The sequence below is a fragment of the Melissospora conviva genome, assembly GCF_049523535.1.
GTDB classification, from domain to species: domain Bacteria; phylum Actinomycetota; class Actinomycetes; order Mycobacteriales; family Micromonosporaceae; genus Melissospora; species Melissospora conviva.
The window spans coordinates 306,368-331,513 of sequence record NZ_JBLLDT010000005.1 but is presented as its reverse complement, the minus strand read 5'-3'; the positions used below and the strand labels follow the sequence as shown (position 1 = coordinate 331,513).

At 72.3% G+C, this 25,146-nt stretch carries 26 protein-coding genes; 10 read left to right on the top strand and 16 right to left on the bottom strand.

What is annotated here, in order from left to right; translation table 11 throughout:
• Window positions 1–145: 145 nt before the first annotated feature.
• A complete protein-coding gene (locus tag ACK8GG_RS14795; protein WP_440356569.1) occupies window positions 146–775 on the top strand; it encodes a M23 family metallopeptidase in 630 nt (209 codons plus the stop codon).
• 69 nt (window positions 776–844) lie between these two features.
• On the opposite strand, the gene ACK8GG_RS14790 is transcribed toward ACK8GG_RS14795, so the two are convergent.
• A complete protein-coding gene (locus ACK8GG_RS14790) occupies window positions 845–2,197 on the bottom strand; it encodes a coiled-coil domain-containing protein (RefSeq protein ID WP_440356568.1) in 1,353 nt (450 codons plus the stop codon).
• A gap of 318 nt (window positions 2,198–2,515) precedes the next feature.
• Here ACK8GG_RS14790 and ACK8GG_RS14785 point away from each other — a divergent pair, with 318 nt between their 5' ends.
• The 7 genes from ACK8GG_RS14785 (at window position 2,516) to ACK8GG_RS14755 (ending at window position 8,260) form a co-directional block, all read left to right on the top strand.
• Window positions 2,516–2,935: a VOC family protein gene (locus tag ACK8GG_RS14785; RefSeq protein WP_440350283.1), complete on the top strand. Its 420-nt coding sequence runs from the start codon at window positions 2,516–2,518 to the stop codon at window positions 2,933–2,935.
• A 146-nt stretch (window positions 2,936–3,081) separates the two neighbouring features.
• A complete protein-coding gene (locus ACK8GG_RS14780; RefSeq protein ID WP_440350284.1) occupies window positions 3,082–3,477 on the top strand; it encodes a hypothetical protein in 396 nt (131 codons plus the stop codon).
• Window positions 3,478–3,616: 139 nt separating this feature from the next.
• Window positions 3,617–3,781: a hypothetical protein gene (locus ACK8GG_RS14775; RefSeq protein WP_440356567.1), complete on the top strand. Its 165-nt coding sequence runs from the start codon at window positions 3,617–3,619 to the stop codon at window positions 3,779–3,781.
• A 485-nt stretch (window positions 3,782–4,266) separates the two neighbouring features.
• Complete coding sequence (locus tag ACK8GG_RS14770; protein WP_440350288.1) at window positions 4,267–4,413, top strand: hypothetical protein; 147 nt, start codon at window positions 4,267–4,269, stop codon at window positions 4,411–4,413.
• Complete coding sequence (locus ACK8GG_RS14765) at window positions 4,413–5,567, top strand: YeiH family protein (RefSeq protein WP_440356566.1); 1,155 nt, start codon at window positions 4,413–4,415, stop codon at window positions 5,565–5,567. Before ACK8GG_RS14770 ends, ACK8GG_RS14765 begins: the two co-directional genes overlap by 1 nt.
• Before the next feature lie 288 nt (window positions 5,568–5,855).
• Complete coding sequence (gene gdhA, locus ACK8GG_RS14760) at window positions 5,856–7,199, top strand: NADP-specific glutamate dehydrogenase (RefSeq protein WP_440353685.1); 1,344 nt, start codon at window positions 5,856–5,858, stop codon at window positions 7,197–7,199.
• 56 nt (window positions 7,200–7,255) lie between these two features.
• On the top strand, window positions 7,256–8,260 hold the full coding sequence (locus ACK8GG_RS14755) for a zinc-binding dehydrogenase (protein WP_440356603.1): 1,005 nt from the start codon (window positions 7,256–7,258) through the stop codon (window positions 8,258–8,260).
• 100 nt (window positions 8,261–8,360) lie between these two features.
• Here the strand turns inward: ACK8GG_RS14755 and ACK8GG_RS14750 are convergent, their stop codons facing one another.
• Together ACK8GG_RS14750 and ACK8GG_RS14745 are read right to left on the bottom strand one after the other, a co-directional pair.
• On the bottom strand, window positions 8,361–10,034 hold the full coding sequence (locus ACK8GG_RS14750; RefSeq protein ID WP_440353686.1) for an MDR family MFS transporter: 1,674 nt from the start codon (window positions 10,032–10,034) through the stop codon (window positions 8,361–8,363).
• Window positions 10,031–10,567 carry a MarR family winged helix-turn-helix transcriptional regulator gene (locus ACK8GG_RS14745; RefSeq protein WP_440353687.1) on the bottom strand — a complete coding sequence of 179 codons (537 nt, stop codon included), beginning with the start codon at window positions 10,565–10,567 and terminating at the stop codon, window positions 10,031–10,033. Before ACK8GG_RS14745 ends, ACK8GG_RS14750 begins: the two co-directional genes overlap by 4 nt.
• 106 nt (window positions 10,568–10,673) lie before the next feature.
• On the opposite strand from ACK8GG_RS14745, the gene ACK8GG_RS14740 reads away from it, so the two are divergent.
• On the top strand, window positions 10,674–11,264 hold the full coding sequence (locus ACK8GG_RS14740) for a TetR/AcrR family transcriptional regulator (protein ID WP_440353688.1): 591 nt from the start codon (window positions 10,674–10,676) through the stop codon (window positions 11,262–11,264).
• Window positions 11,265–11,283: 19 nt separating this feature from the next.
• Here ACK8GG_RS14740 and ACK8GG_RS14735 read toward each other — a convergent pair whose 3' ends face one another.
• Window positions 11,284–11,781 (bottom strand): hypothetical protein, encoded by a 498-nt coding sequence (locus ACK8GG_RS14735; protein ID WP_440356565.1) that lies wholly within the window; start codon window positions 11,779–11,781, stop codon window positions 11,284–11,286.
• A 261-nt stretch (window positions 11,782–12,042) separates the two neighbouring features.
• On the opposite strand from ACK8GG_RS14735, the gene ACK8GG_RS14730 reads away from it, so the two are divergent.
• Window positions 12,043–15,003, top strand: coding sequence for an AfsR/SARP family transcriptional regulator (locus ACK8GG_RS14730; RefSeq protein ID WP_440356564.1), 2,961 nt, complete (start codon window positions 12,043–12,045; stop codon window positions 15,001–15,003).
• On the opposite strand, the gene ACK8GG_RS14725 is transcribed toward ACK8GG_RS14730, so the two are convergent.
• From ACK8GG_RS14725 to ACK8GG_RS14670, 12 genes are read right to left on the bottom strand one after another with little or no spacing between them, the layout of a single operon-like run.
• A complete protein-coding gene (locus ACK8GG_RS14725) occupies window positions 14,888–15,850 on the bottom strand; it encodes an NADase-type glycan-binding domain-containing protein (RefSeq protein ID WP_440350860.1) in 963 nt (320 codons plus the stop codon). The two genes, ACK8GG_RS14730 and ACK8GG_RS14725, sit on opposite strands and share 116 nt — an antisense overlap.
• A complete protein-coding gene (locus ACK8GG_RS14720) occupies window positions 15,847–16,383 on the bottom strand; it encodes a phage tail protein (protein ID WP_440356563.1) in 537 nt (178 codons plus the stop codon). The genes ACK8GG_RS14725 and ACK8GG_RS14720 overlap by 4 nt, the downstream gene beginning before the upstream one ends.
• A gap of 34 nt (window positions 16,384–16,417) precedes the next feature.
• Window positions 16,418–18,376 (bottom strand): putative baseplate assembly protein, encoded by a 1,959-nt coding sequence (locus tag ACK8GG_RS14715; protein ID WP_440356562.1) that lies wholly within the window; start codon window positions 18,374–18,376, stop codon window positions 16,418–16,420.
• Window positions 18,376–18,786 (bottom strand): GPW/gp25 family protein, encoded by a 411-nt coding sequence (locus tag ACK8GG_RS14710; RefSeq protein WP_440350857.1) that lies wholly within the window; start codon window positions 18,784–18,786, stop codon window positions 18,376–18,378. Before ACK8GG_RS14710 ends, ACK8GG_RS14715 begins: the two co-directional genes overlap by 1 nt.
• 1 nt (window position 18,787) lies before the next feature.
• The gene (locus tag ACK8GG_RS14705) at window positions 18,788–19,066 is read right to left on the bottom strand and encodes a PAAR domain-containing protein (RefSeq protein WP_440353694.1); all 279 of its coding nucleotides are present in this window, start codon (window positions 19,064–19,066) and stop codon (window positions 18,788–18,790) included.
• 12 nt (window positions 19,067–19,078) lie between these two features.
• Entirely contained in the window at window positions 19,079–20,911 is a 1,833-nt protein-coding gene (locus tag ACK8GG_RS14700) for a VgrG-related protein (protein ID WP_440353695.1), read from the bottom strand.
• A complete protein-coding gene (locus ACK8GG_RS14695; protein ID WP_440356561.1) occupies window positions 20,901–21,677 on the bottom strand; it encodes a CIS tube protein in 777 nt (258 codons plus the stop codon). Before ACK8GG_RS14695 ends, ACK8GG_RS14700 begins: the two co-directional genes overlap by 11 nt.
• 10 nt (window positions 21,678–21,687) lie before the next feature.
• Window positions 21,688–22,125, bottom strand: coding sequence for a phage tail protein (locus ACK8GG_RS14690; RefSeq protein WP_440353697.1), 438 nt, complete (start codon window positions 22,123–22,125; stop codon window positions 21,688–21,690).
• Between the two features lie 56 nt (window positions 22,126–22,181).
• Window positions 22,182–24,053 carry a hypothetical protein gene (locus ACK8GG_RS14685; protein ID WP_440356560.1) on the bottom strand — a complete coding sequence of 624 codons (1,872 nt, stop codon included), beginning with the start codon at window positions 24,051–24,053 and terminating at the stop codon, window positions 22,182–22,184.
• A 3-nt stretch (window positions 24,054–24,056) separates the two neighbouring features.
• On the bottom strand, window positions 24,057–24,215 hold the full coding sequence (locus ACK8GG_RS14680; RefSeq protein ID WP_440353699.1) for a DUF6760 family protein: 159 nt from the start codon (window positions 24,213–24,215) through the stop codon (window positions 24,057–24,059).
• Window positions 24,212–24,658: a hypothetical protein gene (locus tag ACK8GG_RS14675; RefSeq protein ID WP_440350850.1), complete on the bottom strand. Its 447-nt coding sequence runs from the start codon at window positions 24,656–24,658 to the stop codon at window positions 24,212–24,214. Before ACK8GG_RS14675 ends, ACK8GG_RS14680 begins: the two co-directional genes overlap by 4 nt.
• A gap of 4 nt (window positions 24,659–24,662) precedes the next feature.
• On the bottom strand, window positions 24,663–25,106 hold the full coding sequence (locus ACK8GG_RS14670; protein ID WP_440350849.1) for a phage tail protein: 444 nt from the start codon (window positions 25,104–25,106) through the stop codon (window positions 24,663–24,665).
• Between the last annotated feature and the right edge of the window lie 40 nt (window positions 25,107–25,146).

Sequence of the window (25,146 nt, the reverse complement as noted above, 5' to 3'; positions counted from 1 at the left end):
CCTGGTCGCCTGCTGCCCGGACATTGGACCTGTGCATCCCGTGATCGTAGGGAGGAACCACGGATCGAGGTGCGCCACCGGAATCGGTACCGGTGCGGTCTGCCAGCGTCGCGGTGCCTTGTTCGCGTCTGCGATGCTTCCGGGCGTGACGACCGGCAGCCCCACCAGACCACGCCCGCGCCGCCGCGTCTGGCGCCTCCTGCTCCTCGTGGCGGCCGTGCTCGTGATCCTCGTCGGCGTCGCGCTGGTGGTGGTGCCGAGGTTGATGCAGCCGGGTCCGCGTCCGCTCTTCCAGATGCCGGTCGGCTGTGGCGAGACGTGGCAGATCGGCACCTATCCCGGTCACGGCGATTTCGACGTCGACCTGTTCCCCATCGAGGGGGAGCCGTGGGGGCAGCCGGTGCTCGCCTCCTACGCCGGCACGGTGACCGTCGCCGGAATCAACGGCACGCTCGGTGGGCGTACGCCGGAGGACCCGGACGGGCCGCGCGGACGCGGTGGTGGTTACTGGGTCAAGATCGATCACGGTGGCTGGTGGGAGACGCAGTACCTGCACCTGCTCGAACCGCCGATGGTCGAGGTGGGTCAGCGGGTCGCCCAGGGCGAGCAGATCGGGCGGGTCGGCAGCACCGGTAACTCCGGTGCGCCGCACCTGCACTACGAGCAGCGCCGCAGGTGGCAGAAGGTCGAAACCCACTTCGACGGGGTGCCGTCGGGCATCACCCACGACGACGCCGAGTACACCGTCCGGCTGACCAGCAACAACTGCGAGTAGCCGCAGTCCTGGCGGCGGGGCGGAAGAACGCCGGCCCGCGCCGCCGACGGGGAGCAACCTCGGTGTGGACTAGGCGATTGCCATTTCTCCGGTGGGCTGCTCGCCGGCCGGCTCGGCCGGCATCGGCGTCGGCTCCGGTCGCTGCTGCGGCACCGTCGGGTACTCCGCGGTCTCCGAGCCGCCGCCCGCAGCCGCGGCCATCACCGCAGCCGCCGCCAGGTCCGCGACCCGCTTCGCTTCCCGCTGCACGCGCGCCCGTACGTCCTTGGCGTGCTGCTCGACCGAATCCGCCGCCCGGCGGGCCTCTGCGAGTCGGTTCGTCTCGGCGGTGAGGTCCCGGCGGATCTCGGTGACCTGTCGCTGCAGCCGCGTGTACTCGTTCTCGGCGGCCGCGCCCTCCTGCTGGATTTCGGCGAGCTGCTGCCGGCCGGCGTCCAGTTCGGAGTTCAGCTGCATCAGGGCCTGCCGCTGCCGCTCGACCTCCTGCTGCACGGCCTCCAGCTGCTCCTGGTGCAGAGCCGCCTGCTCGTCGGCGCGCTTGCGTACCTCGGTCGAGTACTGCTGCGCCTCACCGATCAACGTGCCGATCTTTTCCTCGGCGGCGGTCAGCTGCGCGGCGACCTCCCGCTCGGCGGTGGCGCGGTGCTCGGCGAGTTCCTGCTCGGCGTTGGCCCGCCGCTCGTTGATTTCCCGCTCCACATTGACGCGCAGCTGGGCCAGCTCCTGCTGGCTCTGCGCCCGCGCCGCCTGGATCTCCTGCTGGATCTGCGTACGCGCCGCCTTGGTGAACGCCTCCGCGGCGGCCCGGGCCTCCTCGGCCTGCTGCGCGGTCAGTTCGCTGATCCGCGTCGCCTCCTGCTGGGCGTGCGCGTACGCGGCCTCGCCCTCGCCGCGCAGCTGGGCGACCAGCTCCTGGATGTCGGCGAGCTGGGCCTCGGCGGCCGCGCGGCGCTCCTCGTAGAGCTTGTCCTGCTCGGCGCGGCGCGCGGCCAGCTCCTCCTCCAGGTCCTGCAGGACGGCGGCGGAATGCTCGCGTGCCTCGGTGCGGATGAGTTCCGCCTCGTGGCGTAGCTCCTCGGCCCGCTGCTCGGCGGCCTCGGTGATCAGCCCGGCCTGCTTTTCGGCCAGCGCCAGGATCTGCTCCACGAGCGGACCGAGATCACGGAAGGAGGCGCGGTCCACCTGCGCCGGCCGTTCCCGCAGCGAGGCCAGCTCGGCCTGCAACTGTTCGAACTGCTGGGCGTGGCGGCGCAGCTGGTGCTGTGCCTGGTCCCGTTCGGAGCGCAGCTGTGCCGAGGCGGCGTGCAGATCGTCGATGTAACGGTCGACCTGCACCTTTTCGTAGCCGCGACGTGCCTGCTCGAACATCGGCCGTCCGGCCGCCTCGCCGCGCATCGCGAACGACTCCCCGCCGTGGGACATGCCGCAAACCTCCGTACCGTGGGCCGTTTTTCTTCGGCCGACGGCGGACCGCCCGGCCGACAACGATGGAGCGCAAGGTTACCGCCGCCGGGGTGGAGACTACGGCCCACCTCGGACGGGTCTCCCACCGGCATTGTCCACGCGGGCCGGTCGGTCCGGGCTGCCACGTGCGGTGCCGTGGCAGCGTGCCGACGACGGTGCCCGTGGCTGCGGCCGTTCCCGGCGGCGCGCATGGGCGCGTACTGCAGATCCTGTCGCCAGTGCGGCGATACCGTAGGCCGGTCGTCGACGTACTTCGATCACTGTGAAGGATTTCCAATGACGTACGCGCAGGTTGTCGTGAGTATGCCGATCGCCGACAGGGCCGTCTCCTGTCGCTTCTACCAGGAGGCGCTCGGTCTGGAACCGATCGGCGAGCCCGCGCAGGACGGCATCCCCGAGCCGCTGCAGTTCGCCGTCAACGACGGCCTGCGCCTCATGCTGGTGCCCGCCGACGGCTTCCGCTGGGTGCTCGGCCCGCGCGAGGTCGCGCCGCGTACGCACGCCGAGTCGGTCCTCGGCCTGACCGGAGCCACCCCTGCCGAGGTGGACGCCATGGTGGCGCGAGCCGGTGCGGCCGGGGCCGAGGTGGTGACCGCGCCCTCGGCGCAGCCCTGGGGATACACCGGCATGTTCGCCGATCCCGACGGCCATCTCTGGGAGGTCACGGCAGTGGGCCCGGAGGAGAGAGGGCGGTGACCGCGTACCGTCATGGGACGATGCCCGCCCGGCTGCGGCGCGGCCACCGTCAACGCACGTCACGCGGTTCACAGGAGGATCTGCGCTCCGTACGGCGCCGGGTGTCGATCATCGATCGTGGACGTGTCTCTGGCAGTATGTCGGCCATGTACGACTTGCAGCTTCCCGAGGGCAGTTGGCGGGACTGGGACGTCACGTCCTGCTCCGACGGTGAGCTGCGGCTGGCCGCGGGCACTGACCTGTCCCGCGATCACGGGCTGGAACTTGTCTTCCAGGAGGCCGTATACGTCGCCTGCCCATCGTTGTTCCACACACCGGTCTTTCGGCAGCCGACCGCCTTCGAGTACGAACTGGTGCGGCAGTCCGTGGGCCGGGAGGTTCCGGTGCTGGTCGCGTTCGACATCGCCGACGCCGAGCGGGGCAAGCTGCCCTGTCTGATCGGCGCGGAGCGGGTCGAGGTGCGGCAGGGCACTGTGTTCCGCTACCACCGCACCGACCTGAAGCCCGGCGAGCGTCTCGCCGACTGGCTGCGGGCAGCCTGAGCGTGACCCTGGCGGTGGGCAGTCTGGCTGCGCCCCCGGAACCCGCCCGGTCGATGGCGGTTACCGCTGCGAGCCGGCCGGGTATGCGCCGGGTTCGCGACGGAGGGTTGATCCTCCGCCGTCAGGAGGGAGACCTGTGATGGGTGACCGCAACCAGCTCCACGACCTGCGCAACCAGGCTCACAAGGCCGGCGTCGAGGGCAGTTCGAAAATGTCCGAGTCGCAGCTCAAGCGGGCCATGCGTGACATGGACAAGGGCATGAAGCCGATGATGGCCAAGCAGGACGCCCGGTCCAGGAAGTGACACCGCGGCCGTGCGCCGGGCGACCGGTGGACGGGTGACGTTTCGTCGACGTGGGGGCCGCGACAGCGGCCCCCACGTCGCTGCCCGGGTGCTACGGCCCCTTCGCTCTCGCATGGTGGGCAAACCTTGATAACCCACCGGGTTGATAGGACACTGCTCGCATGCTGCCCCGCCTCCGACTCACCTCCCGCCGGGTCGTCGACCTGATGCGGGTGGCGTCCGAGCTCTGTCCGGGCGACCGCCGCACCACCTGAGGCCACCGTCGGTTCTTCTCCCGACGGGCATCGCCGACCACCTGCTTCACCTGCGACTGCGCCGCGTCATCGGCGCGGTGAAGCTCCTGCTGCCGGGTCTCCGGCAGTCCTCGCCTTCCGCGCAGCCGCGAATCGACGGCTGTCGCATCGTGCTGCCTGACCGGCGGCCGGCATCCCACCCGCAACAGCAGCGCCGCTGTCGGGCACCCCCCATCTCGCGAAGGAATCGTGATGAGCGCAGAACCGTCCGCCTCGGCACCGCCGACGGCGAAGGAGAGTCATTTCCACATCAACGAGGACTGGGCCGCGACCATCCTCGGTCTCGTCCTGCTCGCCCTGGTCCTGATCGGCGCCATTCCCGCCGGGCTGGTGCCGTGATGAGCAGCGACCACAGCACCGACGTCGCCGTGGCGACCGAGGAGTCCGGCGATCAGACGTACGCCCCGTCGCCGCGCTCCGGCGCGTTCTGGGCGTGGACCCTCTTCGGCCTGGTGGTGGTCGTCGGGCTCGCCTGGCTCACCCGCTACCTCGAGGCGAACGTGCCGGGCTATTTCGAGGGCACCAGCCTCGAAAAGATCGCCAAGGCGATCGAGTACCCGGTCTACGCCATCCTGCTCGGCCTGCTCGGCAACGTCGTCGTCACCTTCACCGGCATCCGGGACCGCATCGCCGCGGCCTTCCGGACCGAGTTCTTCATCAAGACCGGTCTGGTGCTGCTCGGCGCCTCGATCAACCTCTCGGTCATCGCCAGCGCCGCCGGTCCGGCGATCGTGCAGGCGATCCTGCTGATCACCGGGGTCTTCTTCTTCACCTGGTGGCTGGCGGGCAAGTTCGGTCTCGACGACAAGCTGCGCGCGCTGCTCGCCGCCGCCGTCTCGATCTGCGGTGTCAGTGCCGCGATCACCGCCGCGGGCGCGGTGCGGGCCCGCCGGGAGCAGCTTGCCTACACCGCCAGCCTGGTCATCATCTTCGCGTTGCCCTCGATCTTCCTGCTGCCGTGGCTGGCGGGTGTCTTCGGGCTGACCGATGCCGTCGCCGGCGCCTGGATCGGCGGCAACATCGACACCACCGCCGCGGTGACCGCGGCCGGCGCCCTCGCCGGTGAGGAAGCGCTGCAGATCGCAAGCATCGTCAAGGTCACCCAGAACGCGCTGATGGGGCTGGTGGCGGTCGCGCTGACCGCGTACTTCGCTTTCAAGGTCGAGCGCAAGCCCGGTGCGGCGCGGCCCGCCCTCGGTGAGCTCTGGGCGCGGTTCCCGAAGTTCGTCCTCGGCTTCGTCGCGGCCTCGGTGATCGCCACCTGGTACCTGGGCTCGGCCGGCGCCGACGGCAAGGCGACCATCGGCATCGTCAACGACCTTCGTGCCTGGTTCCTTATCCTGGCCTTCGTCAGCATCGGCCTGGAGTTCCGGGCGGCGTCACTGCGGGAGGCCGGCTGGCGGCCGATCGCGGTCTTCGCCGGCGCGACGGTCTTCAACCTGGCGCTGGCGCTCGCGCTGGCCTCGGTGCTCTTCGCCGGTTTCGGCGCCTGAGCGTGGCGGGTGGGGACGGTGTCCTCCGGTCCCCACCCGCCTGACCGCCCCCGGAAAAGCTGTGGCCTCCGTCCCAAATCTTCACGCTCCCGATACGTGTCTGTAACGGAGTTCGCGTTTGCGGTTAGTCTGCCGCCACGACGGGTGCTCCCGTCGGGTCGAACAGCCGTGACCACAGCGTCGTGATCCCGCGGCTGAACGGGCCTACCGCGAGCCCCGCTGGGGACTCGTCGCCGGGCCGGTGACGGTCAGGGCGCCCAAGGCCCCAGAGAACGCGCAGGAGGACGGATGTCGGGACGCGACAAGTCAGCGGTGATCTTCGCGGACGTGGTACGGCGCAATCCGGGAGAGAGCGAGTTCCATCAGGCCGTGCTGGAGGTGCTGGAAAGCATCATCCCGGCCCTGGACAAGCACCCCGAGTACACCGAAGCGAAGATCATCGAGCGGATCTGTGAGCCCGAACGTCAGATCATCTTCCGGGTGCCGTGGGAGGACGACCGCGGCGAGGTGCACATCAACCGCGGATTCCGGGTGGAGTTCAACAGCGCGCTGGGCCCGTACAAGGGTGGCCTGCGCTTCCACCCCTCGGTGAACCTGGGCATCGTCAAGTTCCTCGGTTTCGAGCAGACGTTCAAGAACGGCCTGACCGGGATGCCGATCGGCGGGGGCAAGGGTGGGTCGGACTTCGACCCGAAGGGCCGCTCGGACCGCGAGATCATGCGGTTCTGCCAGTCGTTCATGAACGAGCTCTACCGGCACATCGGCGAGTACACCGACGTGCCGGCCGGTGACATCGGCGTCGGCGGCCGCGAGATCGGCTACCTCTTCGGCCAGTACAAGCGCATCACCAACCGGTACGAGTCGGGCGTGCTCACCGGCAAGGGCCTCGGCTACGGCGGCGCGCAGGTGCGCCGGGAGGCCACCGGTTACGGCGCCGTCTTCTTCGCCGACGAGGTCCTGCGGACAAGCAGTGACCGGCTCGACGGCAAGCGGGTGCTGGTCTCCGGCTCCGGCAACGTCGCCATCTACGCCGCGGAGAAGGCCCAGCAGCTCGGCGCCGTGGTGATCGGCTGCTCGGACTCCTCCGGCTACATCCGCGACGACAAGGGTCTCGACCTCGAGCTGCTCAAGGAGATCAAGGAGCTGCGGCGGGTCCGGATCGACGAGTACGTCCGGGCCCGTCCGCATGCCGCGTTCGTCCCCGGCAGTCCGATCTGGGAGGTGCCCTGCGACGTCGCCATTCCCTGCGCCACCCAGAACGAGATCAGCGCGACCGACGCGGCGAACCTGGTGGAGGGCGGATGCCGGCTGGTGGTGGAGGGTGCCAACATGCCCACCACCCCGGAGGCGCTGCGGGTCTTCGAGGGCGCGGGCGTGCGGTTCGCCCCGGGCAAGGCCGCCAACGCCGGTGGTGTCGCCGCGAGCGCGCTGGAGATGCAGCAGAACGCCAGTCGTGACTCGTGGTCTTTCGGGTATTCCGAGGAGCGGTTGCAGGAGATCATGAAGGAGATCCACGCCAGCTGCCACACCACCGCCGAGGAGTACGGGATGCCCGGGAACTACGTCGCCGGGGCGAACATCGCCGGTTTCCGTCGGGTGGCGGAGGCCATGCTCGCGCTCGGGCTCATCTGAGCTGCGGCCGGGGCAACTGGCAGACGTACCCGACGAGAGGACTAGCTGTGGCTCAGATGCTGGCCGGACGACTGCACGTGAAGGATCGGCGCTTCGCCCTGGATACGGTCCCGGTGCCCGAACCGGGTTACGGCCAGGTCCGGATCAAGGTCGAGGCGGCCGGCGTCTGCCTCTCCGACGTGCATCTGATCGACGGCACGCTCACGCCGCTCTACCTCTCCGGTGACGTGGTGACTCTGGGCCACGAGGTGGCTGGGACCGTCGACGTCGTCGGTGACGGGGTCACCGACTGGCAGCCGGGTCAGCGGGTGCTGCTGCAGGCGGGGGAGATGGACGCCAAGGGCACCGTCTACACCCGTGGGGTGGATTACGACGGCGGCTGGGCGGAGTACGCCCTGGCCTCCGCCACGACCCTGGTGGCGATCCCCGACGATCTTCCCTTCGAACAGGCCTGCATCATCCCGGACGCGGTCTCCACCCCCTGGGCGGCGATCACCAGTACGGCGCAGACCCGGCCCGGAGAAGCGGTCGCGGTCTGGGGTGTCGGTGGTCTGGGCGCCCACGCGATCAAGCTGCTCCGGCTGGTCGGGGCGGCGCCGGTCATCGCCGTGGAGCCGAACGAGGCGGCCCGGGAGCGGGCGCTGGCCTTCGGCGCGGATGCCGCCTTGGATCCGGCCGATCCGGGGCTGCGAAAGGCGCTCGCCGCGTTGACCGGCGGCCGGGGACTGGACGTCGCGTTCGACTTCGCCGGGGTGCCGGCGGTACGTGAGCAGGCGCTGACGGTGCTGGGCAAGAAGGGACGGCTGGTGCTGGTGGGGCTGGCGCAGCAGCCGGTGACGATCCCCTCCGACACGGTCTTCGCCTACCTGGGGCAGGCGGTGCTCGGGCACTACGGATCCGAACCGGAGCACGTGGAGCAGTTGGTGGCGCTCTCCCGGCAGGGCCGGCTGGATCTGGCCGACTCGATCAGCGGTGTGATCGCGCTGGCCGACGCCGGTAAGGCGGTCGAGCAGGTGCACCGCAAGCAGGGCAACCCGATCCGGTTGATCCTGCGTCCCTGAACGGCGCCGACCCGCGGGCGCCAGGCGCCCACGGGCCGGTCGGTACGTTCGTCCGACTCGCGGCGGTGCCGCCACCGGCAGGTGGCGGCGCCGCCGTCGGTCACTTCAGGCCCGCCGCCTTCGGCGGACCGCCCCGGCCGTCGGAGTCCGGGCCGGCACCCCGGCCGTCGGATTCCGGGGCCTTCGTCGCCGGTGCGCCCGCGGGCACCGCGACCGCGTCCGGACCCTTCTCTGTTGCGGGCAGGTCCAGGCTGCTGCGGAGCACGGTCGGCTTGAGCAGCAGCGAGGCGACGACGCTGATCACCGCGATAGCCGCGGAGATGAGGAAGATGTGCCCGGTGGCGTCGCCGTACGCACCGCGTACGACGGCCACGACCGGCGCCGGCAGCTCTGTCAGGTTCAGTGCGCTGGTCCCGCCGGAGGCCGCCGGGTCGATGCCGAGCGCCGTCAGGCCTGCGGTCATGTTCTCCTGCACCCGCCGGGCCAGGACGGCGCCGAGCACCGAGATGCCGATCGTGCCGCCCATGGAGCGGAAGAAGGCGATCGAGGCGCTGGCCGAACCGATGTCCTTGAGCGCCACCGTGTTCTGCACCATCAGCACCAGGTTCTGCATCGTGGCGCCGACACCGAGACCGACCAGCAGCATGCCGGCGCTCAGGATGAGCAGTGAGGTCTGGTGGTCGATGGTCGACAGGATCAGGAAGCCGCCGATCAGCACGATCGAACCGGCGACGATGTACGGCTTGACCTTTCCGGAGATGCTGATCAGCCGGCCGCAGACGGTCGAGGAGATCATCACGCCGAGCATCATCGGGATGGTGAGCAGGCCGGCCTCGGTCGGGGTGTAGCCGCGGCCGATCTGGAAGTACTGCCCGAGGAAGACCGCGCCGCCGAACATCGCCATGCCGACCGCGAGGCTGGCGATGATGGCCAGGGCGGTGGTGGGCTGCCGGATGACCTTCATCGAGATGACCGGTTCGGGGACTCGCGTCTCCACCAGGACCGCCAGGGCCAGCAGCAGCACGCCGCCGCCGGCCAGCGCGAGGGTCTGCCAGGAGAGCCAGGCGAACGAGCTGTCGACGAAGGAGATCCAGACCAGCAGGATGCTCACGCCGGCCGCGATGAGGGTCGCGCCGAAGTAGTCGATCTTGACGTTGTCGCGACGGATGAAGGGGAGTCGCAGGGTCTTCTGGAGCACGAAGAGAGAGGCGATGGCGAACGGAACGCCGATGTAGAAGCACCAGCGCCAGCCGAGCCAGGTGGTGTCGACGATCAGGCCGCCGAGCAGCGGGCCGCCCACCGTCGCCACCGCCATCACGGCGCTGAGGTAGCCGTTGTACTTGCCCCGTTCCCGCGGCGGGATCATCGCCGCGATCGCCACCTGCACCAGTGCCTGCAGGCCGCCGACACCGAGGCCCTGGATGGCGCGGGCGCCGATGAGCTGCTCGGTGTTCTGGGCCGCGCCGCTGATCAGTGAGCCGACGACGAAGATGACGATCGAGACCTGGATCAGCATCTTCTTGCTGAACAGGTCGGCGAGTTTGCCCCAGATCGGGGTGGAGGCGGTGGCGGCGAGCAGCGTCGCGGTGACGACCCAGGTGTACTGGGTCTGGCTGCCGTTGAGTGACCCGATGATGGTCGGCAGCGCCGTCGAGACGATGGTGCCGCTGGTCATCGCGACGAAGAGCACCAGGAGCAGCCCGGTGAGGGCCTCCATGGTCTGTCGGTGGGTCATGTTCTCCGGGTGATCCGCCCGGATGGTCGTTGCGCTCATCGAGCGGCCTCCATTGATGCTGTGGAGTCGGATGTGGTGCCGGTCCTGGGCTGCGGTACCGCGGTGCCCAGGCAGTCGGAGAGGTCGGTGGTGAACCGCCGGAGGTAGCCGACCAGGGTCTGCAGGTCCTCGGTGCTCCAGTGGCCCAGCGCCTGGCCGAAGAGCCGGCCGTACCACTCGTGCTTGGCATCGAGGGCGGCCCGGCCCGCGCCGGTGAGCGTCAGGACGCTGGCGCGCCGGTCGGCCGGGTCGGCGTGCCGTTCGACCAGTCCGCTGCCGACGAGGCTGCTGACGGCCCGGCTCACGGTGGAGGGGTCCAGGCCGCAGCGCGCGGCCAGGTCCTTCACGTGGCAGCCGTCCACGGCCGGATCGGCCTGCGAGGCCTGCGCGATCTCGGCCAGCAGGCCGGCCAGGCCGGCCGGGACCGCGGATTCCTGGTAGGCCTCCTGCTGGCGGAGCATCCGCATGACCTTGATCAGTTCTCGTAGCTCGGTGCGGAGTGCGCCGGGGACGGCGTCCGGGACGTGCGGCATGCAGCCTCCAGAGAATATGGTTGCCGCACACAACTATCCATACTTGTTGCCCACTGTGCAAAGTTTGGCCGAGGGAGCTGTGTCACAACCCGGCTACCATGCAGTCGTGGATCAACCGGCCGGCCTGCGGGAGCGCAAGAAGCAGGCGACCCGTGAGGCGCTGCACCGCGCCGCCCTTCGTCTCGTCCGCGAGCGCGGCCTGGACCAGGTGACGGTGGAGGCGATCGCCGACGCGGCCGGTGTCTCCCGCCGCACCTTCTCCAATTATTTCTCGAGCAAGGAGGAGGCGCTGCTCCACGGCGAGCAGATGCGGATGCGGCTGCTGGTGGAGATCGTCCACGCCCGGCCGGCGGATGAGACGTACTGGGCCGCGCTGATTGGCGCGGTGGGGGAGTTCACAGCCCGGGTCGGGGTCGAGCATCCGGGCTGGCGCGAGGAGATCCGGCCGATCCGCGGCGAGCCGGCGGCGCTGGCCCGCCAGGTGGCCGTGCACGCCGAGATGGAGCGCGAACTCGCCGCCGAACTGGAGCGGCGAATGCCCGCCGGCCCCGACGCCGAGCTGCGCGCGCGGTTGATGGCCGGGGTTTTCCTGACCACCTTGCGGATCACACTGCGGCAGTGGCTGCACCAGCCCGACGGGCCGTTCGCCCCGCTGCTGCGGCAGGCGCTGGAGATCGTCCGGGAGCGCTTCGACTGACCCTGGTGATCGGCCCTGCTCAGCCCAGCTGGAGGGTGCCGTCGCTCAGCTGAGGGATCATGATGGCGGCCAGGACGATCAGGTCGATCAGGCCCAGTGCGACGGCGGTGACCGCCGCCGGGCGACCCCAGCGGCCCGGCGTGCCCCGGCGCAGCGAGATCAGGCCGAGCACGATCCCGAGTGTGCCGAAGATCAGGTTGAACATGAAGATCCCGGTGACGGCACAGGCCAGCGCCGAGGAGGTGCGGCTGTCCAGCGGGACGACAGTCAGATCGCCCTTGTCCACCACGCCGACCTGGGCCGGGCGCGACGTGGCGTCGGCGCCGGCCTGCACCGGCGGGGGTGCCACCTCGCGGTCGCGCCCCCGGCGTACCAGCACCAGCCGGCCACGGGTCAGCAGGAGCGTCAGTCCACCCAGGACCGCCCCCGCGACGATCGGGATCAGCGGCGGGTCGACCAGCGAAGCGGTGCCCAGGCTGATGAAGATCAAAAAGATGGCACCCATGAGCGCGGCCACGGTCTCCTCCTCAGGTCGGCTTCAGAGCTGATACCCACCCACGGGAATACGATGCACCTCGATGTGAGCTGCGCCATGAAACAACCCCGTCCGGGCCTGCGGGTCGCCCCGCCGCGAGGATCGCCGGACCTTTCCGATCGCGCCACATCGGACCCGCAGGCCTTGCGGGCAGTGCCCGCGAAGGCGCAACGTAGTGACTGTTGTCGTTCTATTGACGCTCGGGCCACTGCGTGTTCCGGCATCCCGGCGAAGGGGGGCAGGGTGCGGGTGGACCGGCCACGCCCTCCGGCGGAGACCCTCGTCCGGTCCCGGCTGACCGCGGCGCTGCGCGCCGACCCCGGCCTGCCGACGCTCGTGGTGGCACCGGGCGGCTGGGGCAAGACCACACTGCTGAGCCAGTACGCCGACACGGCGGGGGTGCCGGTCGCCTGGCTGCGCATCGAGACGCCCCAGGCCCGCCCCGACCGCGTCCTGGCCCAGATGCGCGCCGGCCTGGACACCGCCGCCGGGGAGGACGCTGTCGCGCGCGGCCCCGCCTCGCTGCTGATCGTCGACGACCTGCACCTGACCGAGGGCGCCGAGATCGAACTCGCGGTGCTGGACCACGCCTTCGCGCTCGGTCGCGGCGGTGTACAGGTGCTGATCGCCAGCCGGCGGATGCCGCAGCTGGACCCGTCCCGCCACGAACTGCCCGGTGACCACCTCGTCGACGCCGAGCGGCTGCGGTTCCGTGCCTGGGAGGTGGAGCGGCTGCTGCGCGAGGTCTACCGGGAGCCCTTGCCCGCCGACGACGTCGCCGTCCTCTCGCGGCGCGTGGGCGGCTGGGCCGCCGGCCTCACCCTCTACCACCTCTCCACTCACGGCCGGGGGCTCGCCGAACGACGACGGGCCGTCGCCGCGCTCACCGGCGGCGCGACACTCGCGGGCGGCTACCTCACCCGTGCGGTCCTCGCCGACCTGCCCGAGGAGCTGCGGCGGTTCCTGAGCCGTACCGGGGTCTTCGAAGCCCCCACCGCGGCCCGCTGCGACCGGCTGCTCGGTGTCGGCGGCAGCCAGCGGCACCTCGCCGAGCTGCAGCGGCGACAGGCCTTCACCGTCAGCTACGACGGCGGACGGACGTTCCGGTACCACGAGGTGCTCCGGGCACACCTGGTGGCGACCATGACGCAGGAGCTGGGGGCGGCCGCAGTGCGCAGCTGGCACGCCCGGGCCGCCGAGATCCTGGAGGCGGAGGGGGCGCTGGTCGAAGCGGTCCGCTGCCAGGCCCGCGCCGAGGACTGGCCCGCCGTACGCCGGCTGCTGGGCCGCCTCGGCATCGAGGTGGCCGAACACGGTCTGGACGCCTGGGCCGAGGTCCTGCCGGGCTGGCTCATCGGCGACGACCCCTGGCTGATCCTCGCCGAGGGCCGGCACCGGGTCGCCCAGGGGCAGGTCGGGCTCGCCGTGGAGCGCCTCGCCCGCGCCGAAACGATGCTCGCACCCGGCGCCGCGCTGTCACACTGCCGGCTGCTGCGCAGCGCGGCACTCGCCTGGCTCCCCGACGCCCCCGCCTGGCGCGGGCACTGGTCGGGCTGGCTGCGTGCGGCAACCCGGCGCCACCCCGCGGTTGTCGCCGGTGAGGCCGAGTCGCTGCCGCCGCCCGAGCGCGCACTGGTCCGCGTCGTCGCCCTGCTGCTCGCCGGCGACCTGGCCGGCGCGGCCCGGGCGCTGCGCGGTCTGCCCGACGACGACGCCGTGGCCGGCACCCTCCGGTGCCTGCTCGTCGCCGCCGGGGCCCTCGCCGCAGGCCGGGCAGCGGCGGTTGCGCTCGATTCCGTCGCCCTGCGGGCCGAACGGGCCGGACTGCCGTGGCTGGGGCGCCTCGCCCGCGCCGTCACCGCCGTCGACGGAACCGCAGCCGGCGCCAAGGAGGCGCTCGTCGTGGCCGAGGAGTGCGACCGGCTCGGCGATCAGTGGGGCGGGCTGCTCAGCCGGTTGATCGTCGAGCTCGGCCGGTCACGCACCGGTGCGGTCGGCGTGGATCAGGCGACCGCACTGGTGACCGCCGCCCGGGAACTCGACAGCGGGGTGCTGACCGCCTGGGCGCAGTCGCTGCTGGCGCTCGCCGTGGTGCAGGACCAGCGACCCGACGCCGAACTGGAGGTACGCCGGGCGGAGAGCACCGCCCGCGCAGCCGGCGTCCCCGGCGCCCGGACCCTCGCGCTCGCCGCCGCCGTACGCGCCGACCCGCAGCGCCCCGACGTCCGGGCCGCGCTCGACCGCGCCGCGGCGCAGAGCGGGCTGCCATCGCGGCTGGTCGCCGCCTGGCGTAGCGCGCCACCGGGGACCGGGACCGCGGATGCCGGGGCCGGGGCCGGGGTGATGCTGCGCTGCTTCGGCGGTTTCCGGCTCAGCGTCGACGGCCGGACGCTGGACTGGTCACCGGTGCGTCCCCAGGCCCGCGCCCTGGCCCGGCTGCTGGCGATGCACGCCGGGCGGCCGGTGCACCGGGACCACCTCGTCGACGCGCTCTGGCCGCAGGCGGAGCGGCGCAACGCCACCCAGCGACTGCACGTGGCGCTCTCCTCGCTACGTCGTTTCCTCGACGCCAACCTGCCCGGCGCCGGTCCGGACTCGCTGCTCTGCCGCGACGGCGACGCCTATCTGTTCGCTCTGCCCGAGGGCGGCTACTGCGACGTGGCAGTCTTCCGGGAGGCGCTGGAGCGCAGCCGCCTCGCTGCCGGCACCGAGACGGGTCTGGCAGCGCTGCGGTTGGCGGTGGAGAGCTACCGCGGCGACCTGCTGCCCGAGGACGGCCCGGCCGAGTGGGTCGTCAACACGCGGGAGGCGCTGCGCCGTCAGGCGGCGGAGGCGGCGGCCACCCTGGCGGGCGCGGAACTCACCGCGGACGCCGTGCAGAGCGCCGCACCGGTACGGGCGGTGGCGATGGCGGCCCGCTGTGTGGAGATCGACCCGTGCCACGATCTGGGCTGGCGGCTGCTCATCGCCGCGCACGAACGCGCGGGCGACCTCGCTGCCGCGCAGCAGGCCCGCCGCCGCTACGGGGAGGTGCTGCTCTCGCTCGGGCTGGACCCGGCGGCGTCCGGTCTCCCGGTCCCGGCGCCGGTCACCGGCGGCCGAAGAATTCCACCTCCCCGATCGCCAGGCTCGGCCTCGACCGCGGCCCATAGGCCGAGCGGACCTCCAGCCGTAGTCGTACCACGTCAGCGGCCTCGAAGGTGAAGCGCTGCGGGCCCGGCTGATCCCGCAGCTCCAGGGTGCCCTCCACGGTGCGACCGTCGGCGGTGGTGGCGGTGAGGGCGAGCACCGCCGGGCGGCCGACGGTCAGGAACAACTCCTGCTCGGTGCTGACCCCGGAGGTGACCACGACGTCGAGCACCCGTACCGGATCGGCCCAGCGCGCCTCCACCCACGAGCCGTCGGCGGCGGTCGACGGAGACCAGAATCGGTTGGTGACGCCGTCGGCGATGTGCGCGGCGGGGTGGTCGCGCTCCTGCGACGAGGCGGTCACCGTGTCCGGGTTCAGCGGAACGTGGTCCTGGACGCGGTCGCGTACCTCGTCGACGAGGCGGCGGCCCAGCAGCGGGCCGCCGACCAGGGCGATCGTCAGCAGGCAGATCAGCGCGATGACCAGGAGCAGCCGGCGACGTGCGTGTTCGCGGCGGCGCCGGTCGGAGCGGCGTACGCGGGGCGCGGTGATCCGGTCGAGCCATCGCCGCCACCAGGGCCGCTTCACCGTCTCGGCGACGGCCACCGGGCGCGGTTCGCCGCACGCCCCGCAGAACCGGCGCTGCTGGTCGTTCCCGGCCCCGCACCGGACGCAGTGCCAGTCGTCGCCGATATGACGGGTACGACTAGGCGCCCGCCGGGGAGGCCGCCGGTGCGGGGTGGTGACAACCGTCGGCTGCACCGCCGCGGGCGGCTCCGCTGCGGGCACGGGATCCGCGGTGCCGGCCGCGTCGGACGGCGGGTCGGTGGGCGCCGTCGACCACTCCAGGAAATCGCCGCACTCGCCGCAGAACCGTTCGGTGGCGGGATTGGCGGTGCCGCACGAGGCGCAGATGATCATTGCCCGGTCACCTCGACCACGGTCGGCACGTGGGCCGGCACCATCCCGGACACCAGTTGCCGCAGCCGCTCGGTGTCCACCGCCGTCGGATCGGCCACCCGGATCAGCACGTGTGCGCGCGGCGACTGCGCCGGCGGCGCGGCACCGGGTTCGGCCGAGCAGCTCACCCCGCCGGTGTCGGTGACCTCCGCGGTGCCGCCGGTGAGCAGCCGTACCGCCAGCTCCACGCCGCGGGCGGTGCCGCGCCACCGGTGCAGCTGCACCGCATGCCGGACCACCGCCCGCCGCAGCGCCACCGGCCAGCTCTCGTCGACCTCCACCGCCACCCAGCCGGCGAGCCAGTCCAGGAAGTCCGCCGGTGCCAGCTCCAGATCCAGGTACGCGTCGAGACAGTCCAGGGTGAGCAGCACCGGGGCGAGCACCTCGTCCAGGCCGGCGGTCAACCGCTGGGTGAAGTCGTCATCGAGGTAGAGCGCGGGCAGCGCCAGCCCGATCGGATGGGGTGTCGGCAGCCCGGGAACCGCTGTACGCATCACTGCTCCTGAAGTCGGCGGTCGGCGAGGTCGTTCAGGTGCCGCTGCGGCCGAGGATCCGCACCTGGTGCCCGTAGGAGAAGGCCAGCGCGTTCGGCCCCAGCTCCAGACGCTGCACCGGCTCACCCCGGTCACCGGTACGCGGGTCGGCGCCGAAGATCCGTACGTCCTCGACCAGCTCCACCCCCTCGACCTGCTGCAGGACGGCGTACACCTCACCGGACTGGATGGGCCGGCCGAAGGGCCAGCCGCCGCCGTCCGGCCCGCCGTCGACGGGGTTGAGGTAGCGGTAGAGCGCCGCCAGCGACCGTTCCCGCAGCGTCGCGGCGGTGGTGCGGACCCCGCCGCGCAGCTGCGCCACCACCGTCACCCCCTGGTAGAAGGGAGGCTCGACCAGGATCTGTGCGCCGACGCAGCGGCGGCTCTCCAGCTCGGCCCGGATTCGCTCCAGGGTCTCCTCGCGGGGCAGCAGTGCCGCGAAGCGGGCCGAGTGGTCGTCGGCGTGGCTCTGTTCGCCCAGGGCCGGCACCACCAGCAGCCGGACCGCGGTGGAGTCCGGGCCGGCCGGCACGCAACGCACCCGCAGCGCCTCCGGCGCCGCCGCCCGGGCGAGCTGCTCGTAGTCCTCGGCGGTGACCGCCCGGTCGCGGGTGCGCAGACCCAGCGGACCGCGGACCGACGCCTCGGCGACCGACTCCCCGTCCACGCCGCCGGTGGCGGCCGCGCGGTTGGTGACCGTGGAGACGAAGGGCACCGGGTCCCGCAGGACTGTCAGGCTCTGCGGGGCCACGTTGCCCCGTCGCCCGCCACCGGTGCGGTACCGGGGCACGCGGATCGGCGCCCCCTTCGGCGGCACCGCGCCGTGCTGCCGCAGCGTGCCGTCGGGCCGGCGTACGGCCGGGCCGAACGCCACCTCGCCGGCCGAGCGGTCCACGGTGAAGTGCGGGTCCTGCGGTCCGGACTCGGCGAAACTCGCGACCTCCTGCCAGCGCGTCCAGGAGTCCCCGCCGGCGACCTCGACCTCCAGCGGGGTGTCCCCGGTGACCATCGGCGGGCGCGCGACGGCGAACCGCTGGCCCGGCACCCCTTCGGAGAGGCCCAGCGTCTCCGCCTCGATCGTTTCGGCGTGGCCGGCACAGACCGTCCCGCCGATGGTGGCGGCGGTGGCGCTGCGCAGTCGTGGGGGAGCGTGGAAGAACGGCTGCCCGGGGGCGGCGGCCACCAGCCGGCAGCGCAGCCAGCCGGCCCGCCGCCGGGCCAGCACCGACGCGATGTGCCCCTCCGGTACGTGCAGCACGACCTCGCCGGCGCGGTTGAGCGCGCCGGTGGTGTCCCGCTCCACCGTGCAGGGCCGCCAGCCCTGCTCGGTCCAGGCCTCCCAGATCAGCGGCGGGTCGGTCGGGTCGACGCCCCGGCCGGCGACGGTCCACTCCATCCGCAGCAGCACAGCGCAGCCGGGCACCGCGTCGGTGAGCCCGAAGGCCACCACGTCGCCGGCGGCCGGCGGGTCGGCGAAGCCGGGGATCCAGTCGTCGCCGAGGTCACCGGTGCGGTCGGCCGGTTCGCCGCCGGCCGGTACGGTCAGCACCCGGTCCAGGGAGCAGGCGACGATCCGCAGCTCTTCACCGGTGGTGAAGGTGACCGGCTCGTCGGCCTCGGTGCGTACGGTCGCCACGTGCGTGCCGGCCGGCACGACGACCGTGTTGCGGCGGGGCGCGGAGAGCCAGAAGGTCAGGTCGGCGCTCGCCACGGCGGGCGGGAACGGGCGTACCCCGATCAGGTCGAGGAATTTCAGGTAGTGCCGGTCGGGCACCCGGTTGAGCCGGTACAGCAGCTGATCGACCATGAACGCGAAGGTCTCGATCAGCGTCACGCCCGGGTCGGAGACGTTGTGGTCGGTCCATTCCGGACATCGGCGTTGCACGAGGCGCTTGGCGTCGTCGACCAGGTCCTGGAACCGGCGGTCGTCGAGGTTCGGCACGGGTAGCGGCATCAGTCGCCTCCGGGCGGGTGCGGCGGGATCACATAGAACGGGAAGACGAGGTTGCGGGGGTCGTTGTCACCGCGCAGCCGGTAGCGGATGTCGATGTAGAGGGTGCCGCGGTCGGCGTCGGTGAAGTCAACGCGCACGTCGTCACAGACCACGCGCGGCTCCCAGCGCTCCAGCGCCACCCGTACCTGGTAGGCGATCTGCCCGGCGGTGCTCGCGTCCGCCGGGGCGAAGACCAGCTCCTGCAGGGCGCAGCCGAACTCGGGCCGGGCGGGGCGCTCACCCGGGGTGGTGCCCAGGATCAGCCGGATGCTCTCCACCACCTCCCGCTCGCCGCGGACCAGCGCGATCGCCCCGGTGGCATCGGTACGCAGCGGGAACGCCCAGCCGGCGCCGATGAAGTCAGCGGTCATCTCAGCCGCCGATCAGCACGGTCGGGGCACCGGCGACGATCGGGGCGCCGCAGCCGGTGAGGTCGCCCAGCCGGGCAGCGGGCCGGCCGCCGATCAGCACGGTGGGGCAGCCCGGCGGGACGACCGCCGAGGGCGGGTGCGGGGTGCCCGGAAAGGAACAGGCGTGCAGGGTGCCGACGGTCGCCGCGGGCATGCCGGCGATGAGGACGGTGGGCACGCCGGGGCCGCTGAGCGCTCCGGGGTGCGCGGTCGGGTCACCGACACGGGCGGCGGGGGGCATCGGCGTCTCCTCTCAGTTGATCCGGACGATGCCGCCGCGGACCGTGACCGATCCGCCGGCGGTCACTTCGGTGCTGCCGGTGCCGGCGACCTTGACGGCGGCCCCTTCGACGGTGGCGCCGGCGGTGCCCTTGAGGCTGACCGTGCCGTTGCCCTCGATTGCGACGTCGCCGGCGGAGCGCACCCGCACCTGCCGGCCGGCGAGCTCCAGCGGGCCGGTGCCGGCGTCCACTGTCAGCCCTTCCTTGGCGGTGATCCGGACCTGGCCGGAGCTGATCACCTCGACGAGCCGGCCCTTGGCGTCGAGCCGCAGCAGGCAGCCGTCGTCGCCGGTACTCAGCAGCACCCCGTCGGGACCGGTCGCGGTCTCGGCCAGCTCCAGCCGGTGCCCGGTCCGGGAGACCAGAGCGCGGACCACCACCTCGCCGGAGGTGTCGACGGGTTCGGCGCCGAGCTTCGGCAGCGGGTCCTGGCCGTTGTGCAGCCCGCCGAGGACGTACGCGCTGTCGAGGTTGTCGTCGGTGAAGCCGGCGAGCACCTCGTCGCCGACCTCGGGCAGGATCAGCTGACCGCAGCCCTTGCCGGCGCCGGGCTGCACGACCCGCGCCCAGCCGGTGGTGTACTTCCCGTCCAGCCAGGGCAGCGTGAGCCGGACCCGGCCGAGCCCTTGCGGGTCCTTGACGTCGTTGACGATCGCGGGCAGCAGCCCGTGTGCGCGCTGCTCGCCGCTCTGCGCTCCACCGGTGAGCCCGAGCAGTGAGTGGTCGGAGCGGCCGGAGACGGTGAAGGCGGTGGTGTAGCCGGCCTCTTCGCTGAAGAGGTGGCGGGTGGTGGTGAGGACGTACTTGCCCTGGAATGGTTCGCCGACGTTGGCGAGGGTGACGGCGGCGCCGGCGCGGAGGCGGCCGTTGCCCTTCGCCACCCCCTCGATCTCGGCGAAGGCGCCGCCGAGTTCACCGGCGACCGCCTCGGCGACGGCCCGGACCGCCGCGTCGGAGGTCAGCGCCGGGGTGGCGACCACGTACGGCGGGCTGTTGAAGGTGCTGCCGAGCTTCGCCGGGTCGACTCCGGTCACCTCGGTGCCGGCCGCCTTCGGGGTGGCCGCAGCGGTGACCTCCTTCTTCGCGGCGACGTCCCAGCCGCGGGCGGTCACCTCGGCGACCTGGGCGGTGGCGGTGATCCCGGCGCGCAGGGCGAGCAGGTTGCGGTTGGCCTCCAGCACCAGCGGGTCCTGGGTTGCCTTGGCGGTGGGCTCGGGGGCGCCGGTGGGCGGTTCGGGGAGCCGGAAGTGCAGTGCGCCGCCGGCGACGAGCAGCTGCGCGCCGACCAGTTCGGCCAGCCGGTTGAGGAATGTCCAGTCGCTGACGTTGTCCTGGCTGAGCTGGCTCTGCGGGTCTGCGCCGAAGCCACTGACCGCGTCGACGGTGCCCACCTTCAGCCCGGCGCGTTCGGCGACGGTGCGCACCACGTCCGGCACGGTCATGTTCGGGTACGCCGCCACCCGCCGGCCGCGCAGCAGCCGGTGGGCCAGGTCGAGTCCGCGTACCTCGGTGAAGGTGCCGGTGGCGTCCAGTTCGCACTCGACGGCGGTGATCTCCCCCTCCATCAGCGGCAGCGGACCGCCCGGGTCGGAGGTCTGCACGGTGAGCTTCACCGGCGCGCCGATGGTGAAGCCGCCTTTGGCGAGGACCGAGCGGGACGGGTCGCGGTAGCGCAGCAGGAAGCGGGCGGGCAGGTTGCGGCTGTCGTCGACGTAGGCGTAGGCGAGCAGCGTGGCGACGTCGGCCGGGAGCGGGCCGCCGCCCACCTCGACCAGCAGCGCGTTGGCGAACTGCTCATTGGCCACGGTGGCCTCCGGCGGATTCGATCTCCTCCAGCGCCGGCACCAGGAGCCGGGTGCCGGGGCGCAACCGCATCGGGTCGTCGATCTCGTTCGCCTCGGCGATCTCCCGCCACAACCCGGGCCGGCCGTACGCCCGGTACGCCACCGAGTGCAGGGTGTCCCCGGCGACGACGACGTGTACGTCGCGGGCGGCCAGCGCACCGGAGGTCGGGTTCTGCCCGGCCTGTTCGCCGGAGATCTCCTCCAGGGTGACGGTGCAGAGGGCGCGTACCGGCGTACCGCCGGGGGTGAAGAGGGTGTATTTGGCGGTGACGCCGGCGACGAAGGCCGGGAAGCCGACCATGCCGCCCCAGTGGAAGACCACCCAGGGCGGGGAGCCTTTCTTCTGTTCGCGGCTGGTGGCGGTTGGCACGCAGCAGGCGAAGAGCTCTTCGACGCGTTTGACGACGGTGGAGTCCATCGTGTCGGTGGCGTCGAAGAACATCTCCAGGGTCAGCTTGGCCGGGTCGGCCCCGGTGAACTCCGGTACGCCGCTCTTGGCGGCGTTGCGCTGGGCGTCGCGTTTCCATTTGGCGGTCTTGGCCAGCGACAGCTCCTTGGGGTTGAACTGGAACGGGATCCGCCCCAGCGGCGGGCCGGGGTTGGCGGTGGCCCCGTTCTTCGGGGGCTCGTGCAGTTGCAGGTAGGCGTGGGTGAGCTGCGGCGGGGCGCCGCCGAGGCCGGGGCCGGCGCCACCGGCGGCGGTGAAGGTGATGGGGGAGGCGCTCATCGCCGGCTCCTCAGCCGCCCGTGCCGGGGCCGAAGAAGCCGTGGTGGGCCAGTTCGAGGGTCTCGGTGGCGACCTTGGGGCTGTCCGGGTTGAGCTGTGGTCCGGTCCAGCGGATCGGGATCACGTCGAGCAGCCCCCAGCGGGCGATGACGGTCCCCTCCAGGGTGCGGGCCTCGATGGTGGCGGTCTTGCGTTTGATGCCGCCGGCCATGGTGGAGAACCAGCGCATCAGTTTCGCGCTGTCGGCGGTGATGGGGCGGGAGAGTTTGACGTTGGAGAATTTCATCCGGGTGGGCAACTGCCAGATGTGACCGTTGTTGCCGCCCTCTTCGCGCTGTTCGACGACGACCTCGCAGCCGAGCCCGTCACAGGTGTTGAACGCGCCGAGGTCCTGGTCGTCGATCTTGACGACGAACGCGACGGCGACGGCGACCTCGTCGGAAGCCATTCATCTTCTCCTTCCGGTGGGTCGTGACTGGTCGGCCGGTGGGCGGCGGGGCCCGTTCATCCGGGGCCGCTGCGTAGTCCGTGCCGCTCCCGGTCGAGCCGCAGTTCGGTCTTGAGCCGGCGCAGCAGCGGGTCGAAGAGCTTCTTGAGCAGCTCCTCCGGCTCCATCGCCTTGTTCGCGGCTGCTGTTGCCCCGGCTGTCCCCGCTGCCCCTGCCGGCCGGGCTGCGCCGGTCGCGCCTGTTCCGCCGGGTCCGCCCGGCTCGCCGCCCGTCGGCGACGGTCCGTTCGACGGCGGCGGGGGCGCTGGTTCGGGTACGGCCGCCGGCCCCTGCCCGTCACCGTCGGCCCGTTGCAGAGTGAAGAACCTGTCCAGGACTCCCGGGGAGGCCGTAGCAGGGGGCACGACGGCGCGGGCGAGAGTCAACGGCCGTGCGGGTGGGGTCGCGGCGGCTGCGGTCAGGGGTGACGGGGTGCCGGGCGCGGCGGCCGGTGGCATCGACCCGGGCGTGCGCTGGACGAAGGCTCCCGGGGGCAGAGCCGCCCCCGGGGCCGCACCCAGAGCCGCCCCCGGGGCCGCACCCAGAGCCGCCCCCGGGGCCGCACCCGGTGTCGGCCCGAACAGCAGCGGGCCGCTCTCGGTGCCCACCGCGCCGGCGAGAGCGACGCCGGCGGCCGGCGTCGCTCTCGTCGGCCAGGACCCGGGCGCGGCCGTCTCGCGTAGGCCCTGCACCGTGGCGACGGCTGTACGCACGCTCCCCGTGCTGTCTCCGCGGCCGGCCGGGCTCTGTCCGCTCCCGGCGGCGGGTTGTCCGGTCCAGTCCGTGGTCGATCCGGTCCACGACGCGGCATGTCCGTTCCTGCCGCTGGCGGGTCCGGGGTCGGCCGCGGGACCACGGTCCCACTGGATGCGTTGCACGCGTAGCGGGAGGGGCGCCGGGGTGAAGCTGTTCGGCCGGTCCTGGTCGGGGGAGAGCAGTTGGGCGGGGCGATCCCCGATCAGCCGCGCCACGGTCACGGGCGGCGTCGTCCCGGCCGCGCTCCCGGCTGTGCTGCCGACCACGGGCAGTTCCGGCAGGGGCCGGGCGAGCCCGGGCGCAGGCGCCGGCTCCGGATAGGACGGCCCGGGTGGCGACGGGACCGGCGGGGGGACGCCTCCGTCCGGTGCGGCCTGCCGGGAGACCACGGGTGTCGGGGCTGCGGTGGCGGGGAGCCTGGGCGGCCACGACGGCGCCACGATCGGCTCGCCCAGCCCGAGTCGGCGCGGCAGCGGGGCGCTGCCCGGGTCCGGCCCGGGCACGGCACTGCGCTGCACGACGGGCGGCTCCGGCATCGTGATCAGTGGCGTCTCACCGATCGGTGGCGCAATCGAGGTGGTCGCCGCATCGTCCGCCGCAGGAAGGCTGTCCGTGGCATCACGCAGATCCGGTTCGCTGCCGGCGACCGGCTCGGCCCCTGCACCGCCCTCACCCGGTGCGAAGTCCGGCTGCGCGGTGGGAGCCGGAGCGGCGTACGCGACGGCGGGGAGGGCGACGGCGAGCCCCTGCTGCGGGGCGGTGGTGAGCCGGCTGACAGCCGCCGGCTGCGGCCGCACCGGCCCGACGGGGAGGGGAGACTCCTCCGTCGACCGCTGCACGGCCGGGCTGGGCTCGGCGGACACCGGTACGGCGAATCCCCGCAGCAGGCCGGCGGGTTCCCCCGCGCCGACGGTGTGCCCCAGCGGCTGCAGGTACGACGGGTTCTGCCAGGCGGCCAGCGTGTCGGTGACCCGGTCGGGGCGGATGGTCAGGGCGTCGGTGCCGAGGACGCGCTGGATCGGCGGCAGCCTCGGCCAGGCCGGCGGCTCGGGGCGCGGGCCGGCCGCAGCCGGCGCGGCAGTCTCCTGCGGGGTGCGCTGGACCGGTGCGCTGCGGCGACGCCATGGCCACATGTGTCACCGTCCCTGGCTGATCCGGGTGTTGATGTCGGCGATCTGGTCGATGTAGCGCAGGCGTTCGGGATGTTCGAGGTCGAGGATGGCCTCGAGCGGCCAGTGGAAGTGGTAGGCGACGTACGAGACTTCGCGGTAGATGCGGTCGGCCCCGTACGTCACGATTCCCCCAGGCGACCGCCGGCGAGGTCCACGGCGAAGCGGTGGGTGCATTCGGGACAGACAACGGCGGCCCGGGTGTGCCCTTCACTGTTGATCCGGCGGTACATGTCCTGCAGGAATGCCAGGTCGGAGGCGAAGAGGTCCTCGACGATGCCGGGGTGCACGTCGGCGATCGAGCCGATCCGGGTGATCACCCGGCTGAGCAGCACCACCGTCAGGTACGGCGGGTTCTCCCGGACCCGGTCGTCGCGCAGCGGGATGAGTTCGTCGCGGGCGGTCGCCAGGCGCATCACCCCGTCGCGGTGCACGGTGCCGGCCGCGTCGACGTACCCGCGGGGCAGTTCGAAGGGGAACTCGGTGCGCAGGGTCTCCCGCTGCGGCGCGGTGACCGGCTCCGCGGCGGGCTGCTCGGCCGGTGGGGCGAGGGCGGATGTCCGGCGCACGGCGCTACTCGACTTCCATCGACTCGTACGTGATGACCAGCTTTTCGGTGAGGACGCTGGTGTCGCCAGCCTTGAGTGAGCCGATCTCCAGGCTCTTCGCCCAGGCGTTGGTCAGCTTGTACCGCTTGATGGGCAGGCCCTCGTAGTCGAAGACGATGATCGAGCCGCCTTTGCGGGCCTGGCCCATCTTGCCGAAGCGGCAGTCCTGGATCCACCGTTCGAAGCTGTTGTCGCTGGTCAGACCGCGGGTCAGGGTCACCTCGCCGGCCTTCGGTGCGCCGGGGGCCTTGCGGACGACGAACTTGCCGTCGGCGGTGTTGGACTTGTATTCGATGACGTCCTGCTCCATCTTCAGCCCGGAGACCTCGGTGATCTGCTTGATCACCACGCTGTCGACCTCCAGCCCGAAGGAGTGCCCGACGGCGGAGTCGAAATCGGGGAGCGGCACGGCTACCTCCTCACCTCACCGGCCGGGGTCCGGCCGGTAC

What these genes read in the sequence shown, in the direction of transcription:
- ACK8GG_RS14765 (WP_440356566.1), top strand. Translation starts at nt 4,413, where the DNA reads ATGAGCAGCGACCACAGCACCGACGTCGCCGTGGCGACCGAGGAGTCC.
- ACK8GG_RS14755 (WP_440356603.1), top strand. Translation starts at nt 7,256, where the DNA reads ATGCTGGCCGGACGACTGCACGTGAAGGATCGGCGCTTCGCCCTGGAT.
- ACK8GG_RS14790 (WP_440356568.1), bottom strand. Translation starts at nt 2,197, where the DNA reads ATGTCCCACGGCGGGGAGTCGTTCGCGATGCGCGGCGAGGCGGCCGGA.
- ACK8GG_RS14690 (WP_440353697.1), bottom strand. Translation starts at nt 22,125, where the DNA reads ATGGCTTCCGACGAGGTCGCCGTCGCCGTCGCGTTCGTCGTCAAGATC.
- ACK8GG_RS14785 (WP_440350283.1), top strand. Translation starts at nt 2,516, where the DNA reads ATGACGTACGCGCAGGTTGTCGTGAGTATGCCGATCGCCGACAGGGCC.
- ACK8GG_RS14710 (WP_440350857.1), bottom strand. Translation starts at nt 18,786, where the DNA reads ATGACCGCTGACTTCATCGGCGCCGGCTGGGCGTTCCCGCTGCGTACC.
- ACK8GG_RS14705 (WP_440353694.1), bottom strand. Translation starts at nt 19,066, where the DNA reads ATGCCCCCCGCCGCCCGTGTCGGTGACCCGACCGCGCACCCCGGAGCG.
- ACK8GG_RS14780 (WP_440350284.1), top strand. Translation starts at nt 3,082, where the DNA reads ATGTACGACTTGCAGCTTCCCGAGGGCAGTTGGCGGGACTGGGACGTC.
- ACK8GG_RS14750 (WP_440353686.1), bottom strand. Translation starts at nt 10,034, where the DNA reads ATGAGCGCAACGACCATCCGGGCGGATCACCCGGAGAACATGACCCAC.
- ACK8GG_RS14725 (WP_440350860.1), bottom strand. Translation starts at nt 15,850, where the DNA reads ATGATCATCTGCGCCTCGTGCGGCACCGCCAATCCCGCCACCGAACGG.
- ACK8GG_RS14685 (WP_440356560.1), bottom strand. Translation starts at nt 24,053, where the DNA reads ATGTGGCCATGGCGTCGCCGCAGCGCACCGGTCCAGCGCACCCCGCAG.
- gdhA (WP_440353685.1), top strand. Translation starts at nt 5,856, where the DNA reads ATGTCGGGACGCGACAAGTCAGCGGTGATCTTCGCGGACGTGGTACGG.
- ACK8GG_RS14720 (WP_440356563.1), bottom strand. Translation starts at nt 16,383, where the DNA reads ATGCGTACAGCGGTTCCCGGGCTGCCGACACCCCATCCGATCGGGCTG.
- ACK8GG_RS14695 (WP_440356561.1), bottom strand. Translation starts at nt 21,677, where the DNA reads ATGAGCGCCTCCCCCATCACCTTCACCGCCGCCGGTGGCGCCGGCCCC.
- ACK8GG_RS14775 (WP_440356567.1), top strand. Translation starts at nt 3,617, where the DNA reads ATGGGTGACCGCAACCAGCTCCACGACCTGCGCAACCAGGCTCACAAG.
- ACK8GG_RS14715 (WP_440356562.1), bottom strand. Translation starts at nt 18,376, where the DNA reads ATGCCGCTACCCGTGCCGAACCTCGACGACCGCCGGTTCCAGGACCTG.
- ACK8GG_RS14745 (WP_440353687.1), bottom strand. Translation starts at nt 10,567, where the DNA reads ATGCCGCACGTCCCGGACGCCGTCCCCGGCGCACTCCGCACCGAGCTA.
- ACK8GG_RS14770 (WP_440350288.1), top strand. Translation starts at nt 4,267, where the DNA reads ATGAGCGCAGAACCGTCCGCCTCGGCACCGCCGACGGCGAAGGAGAGT.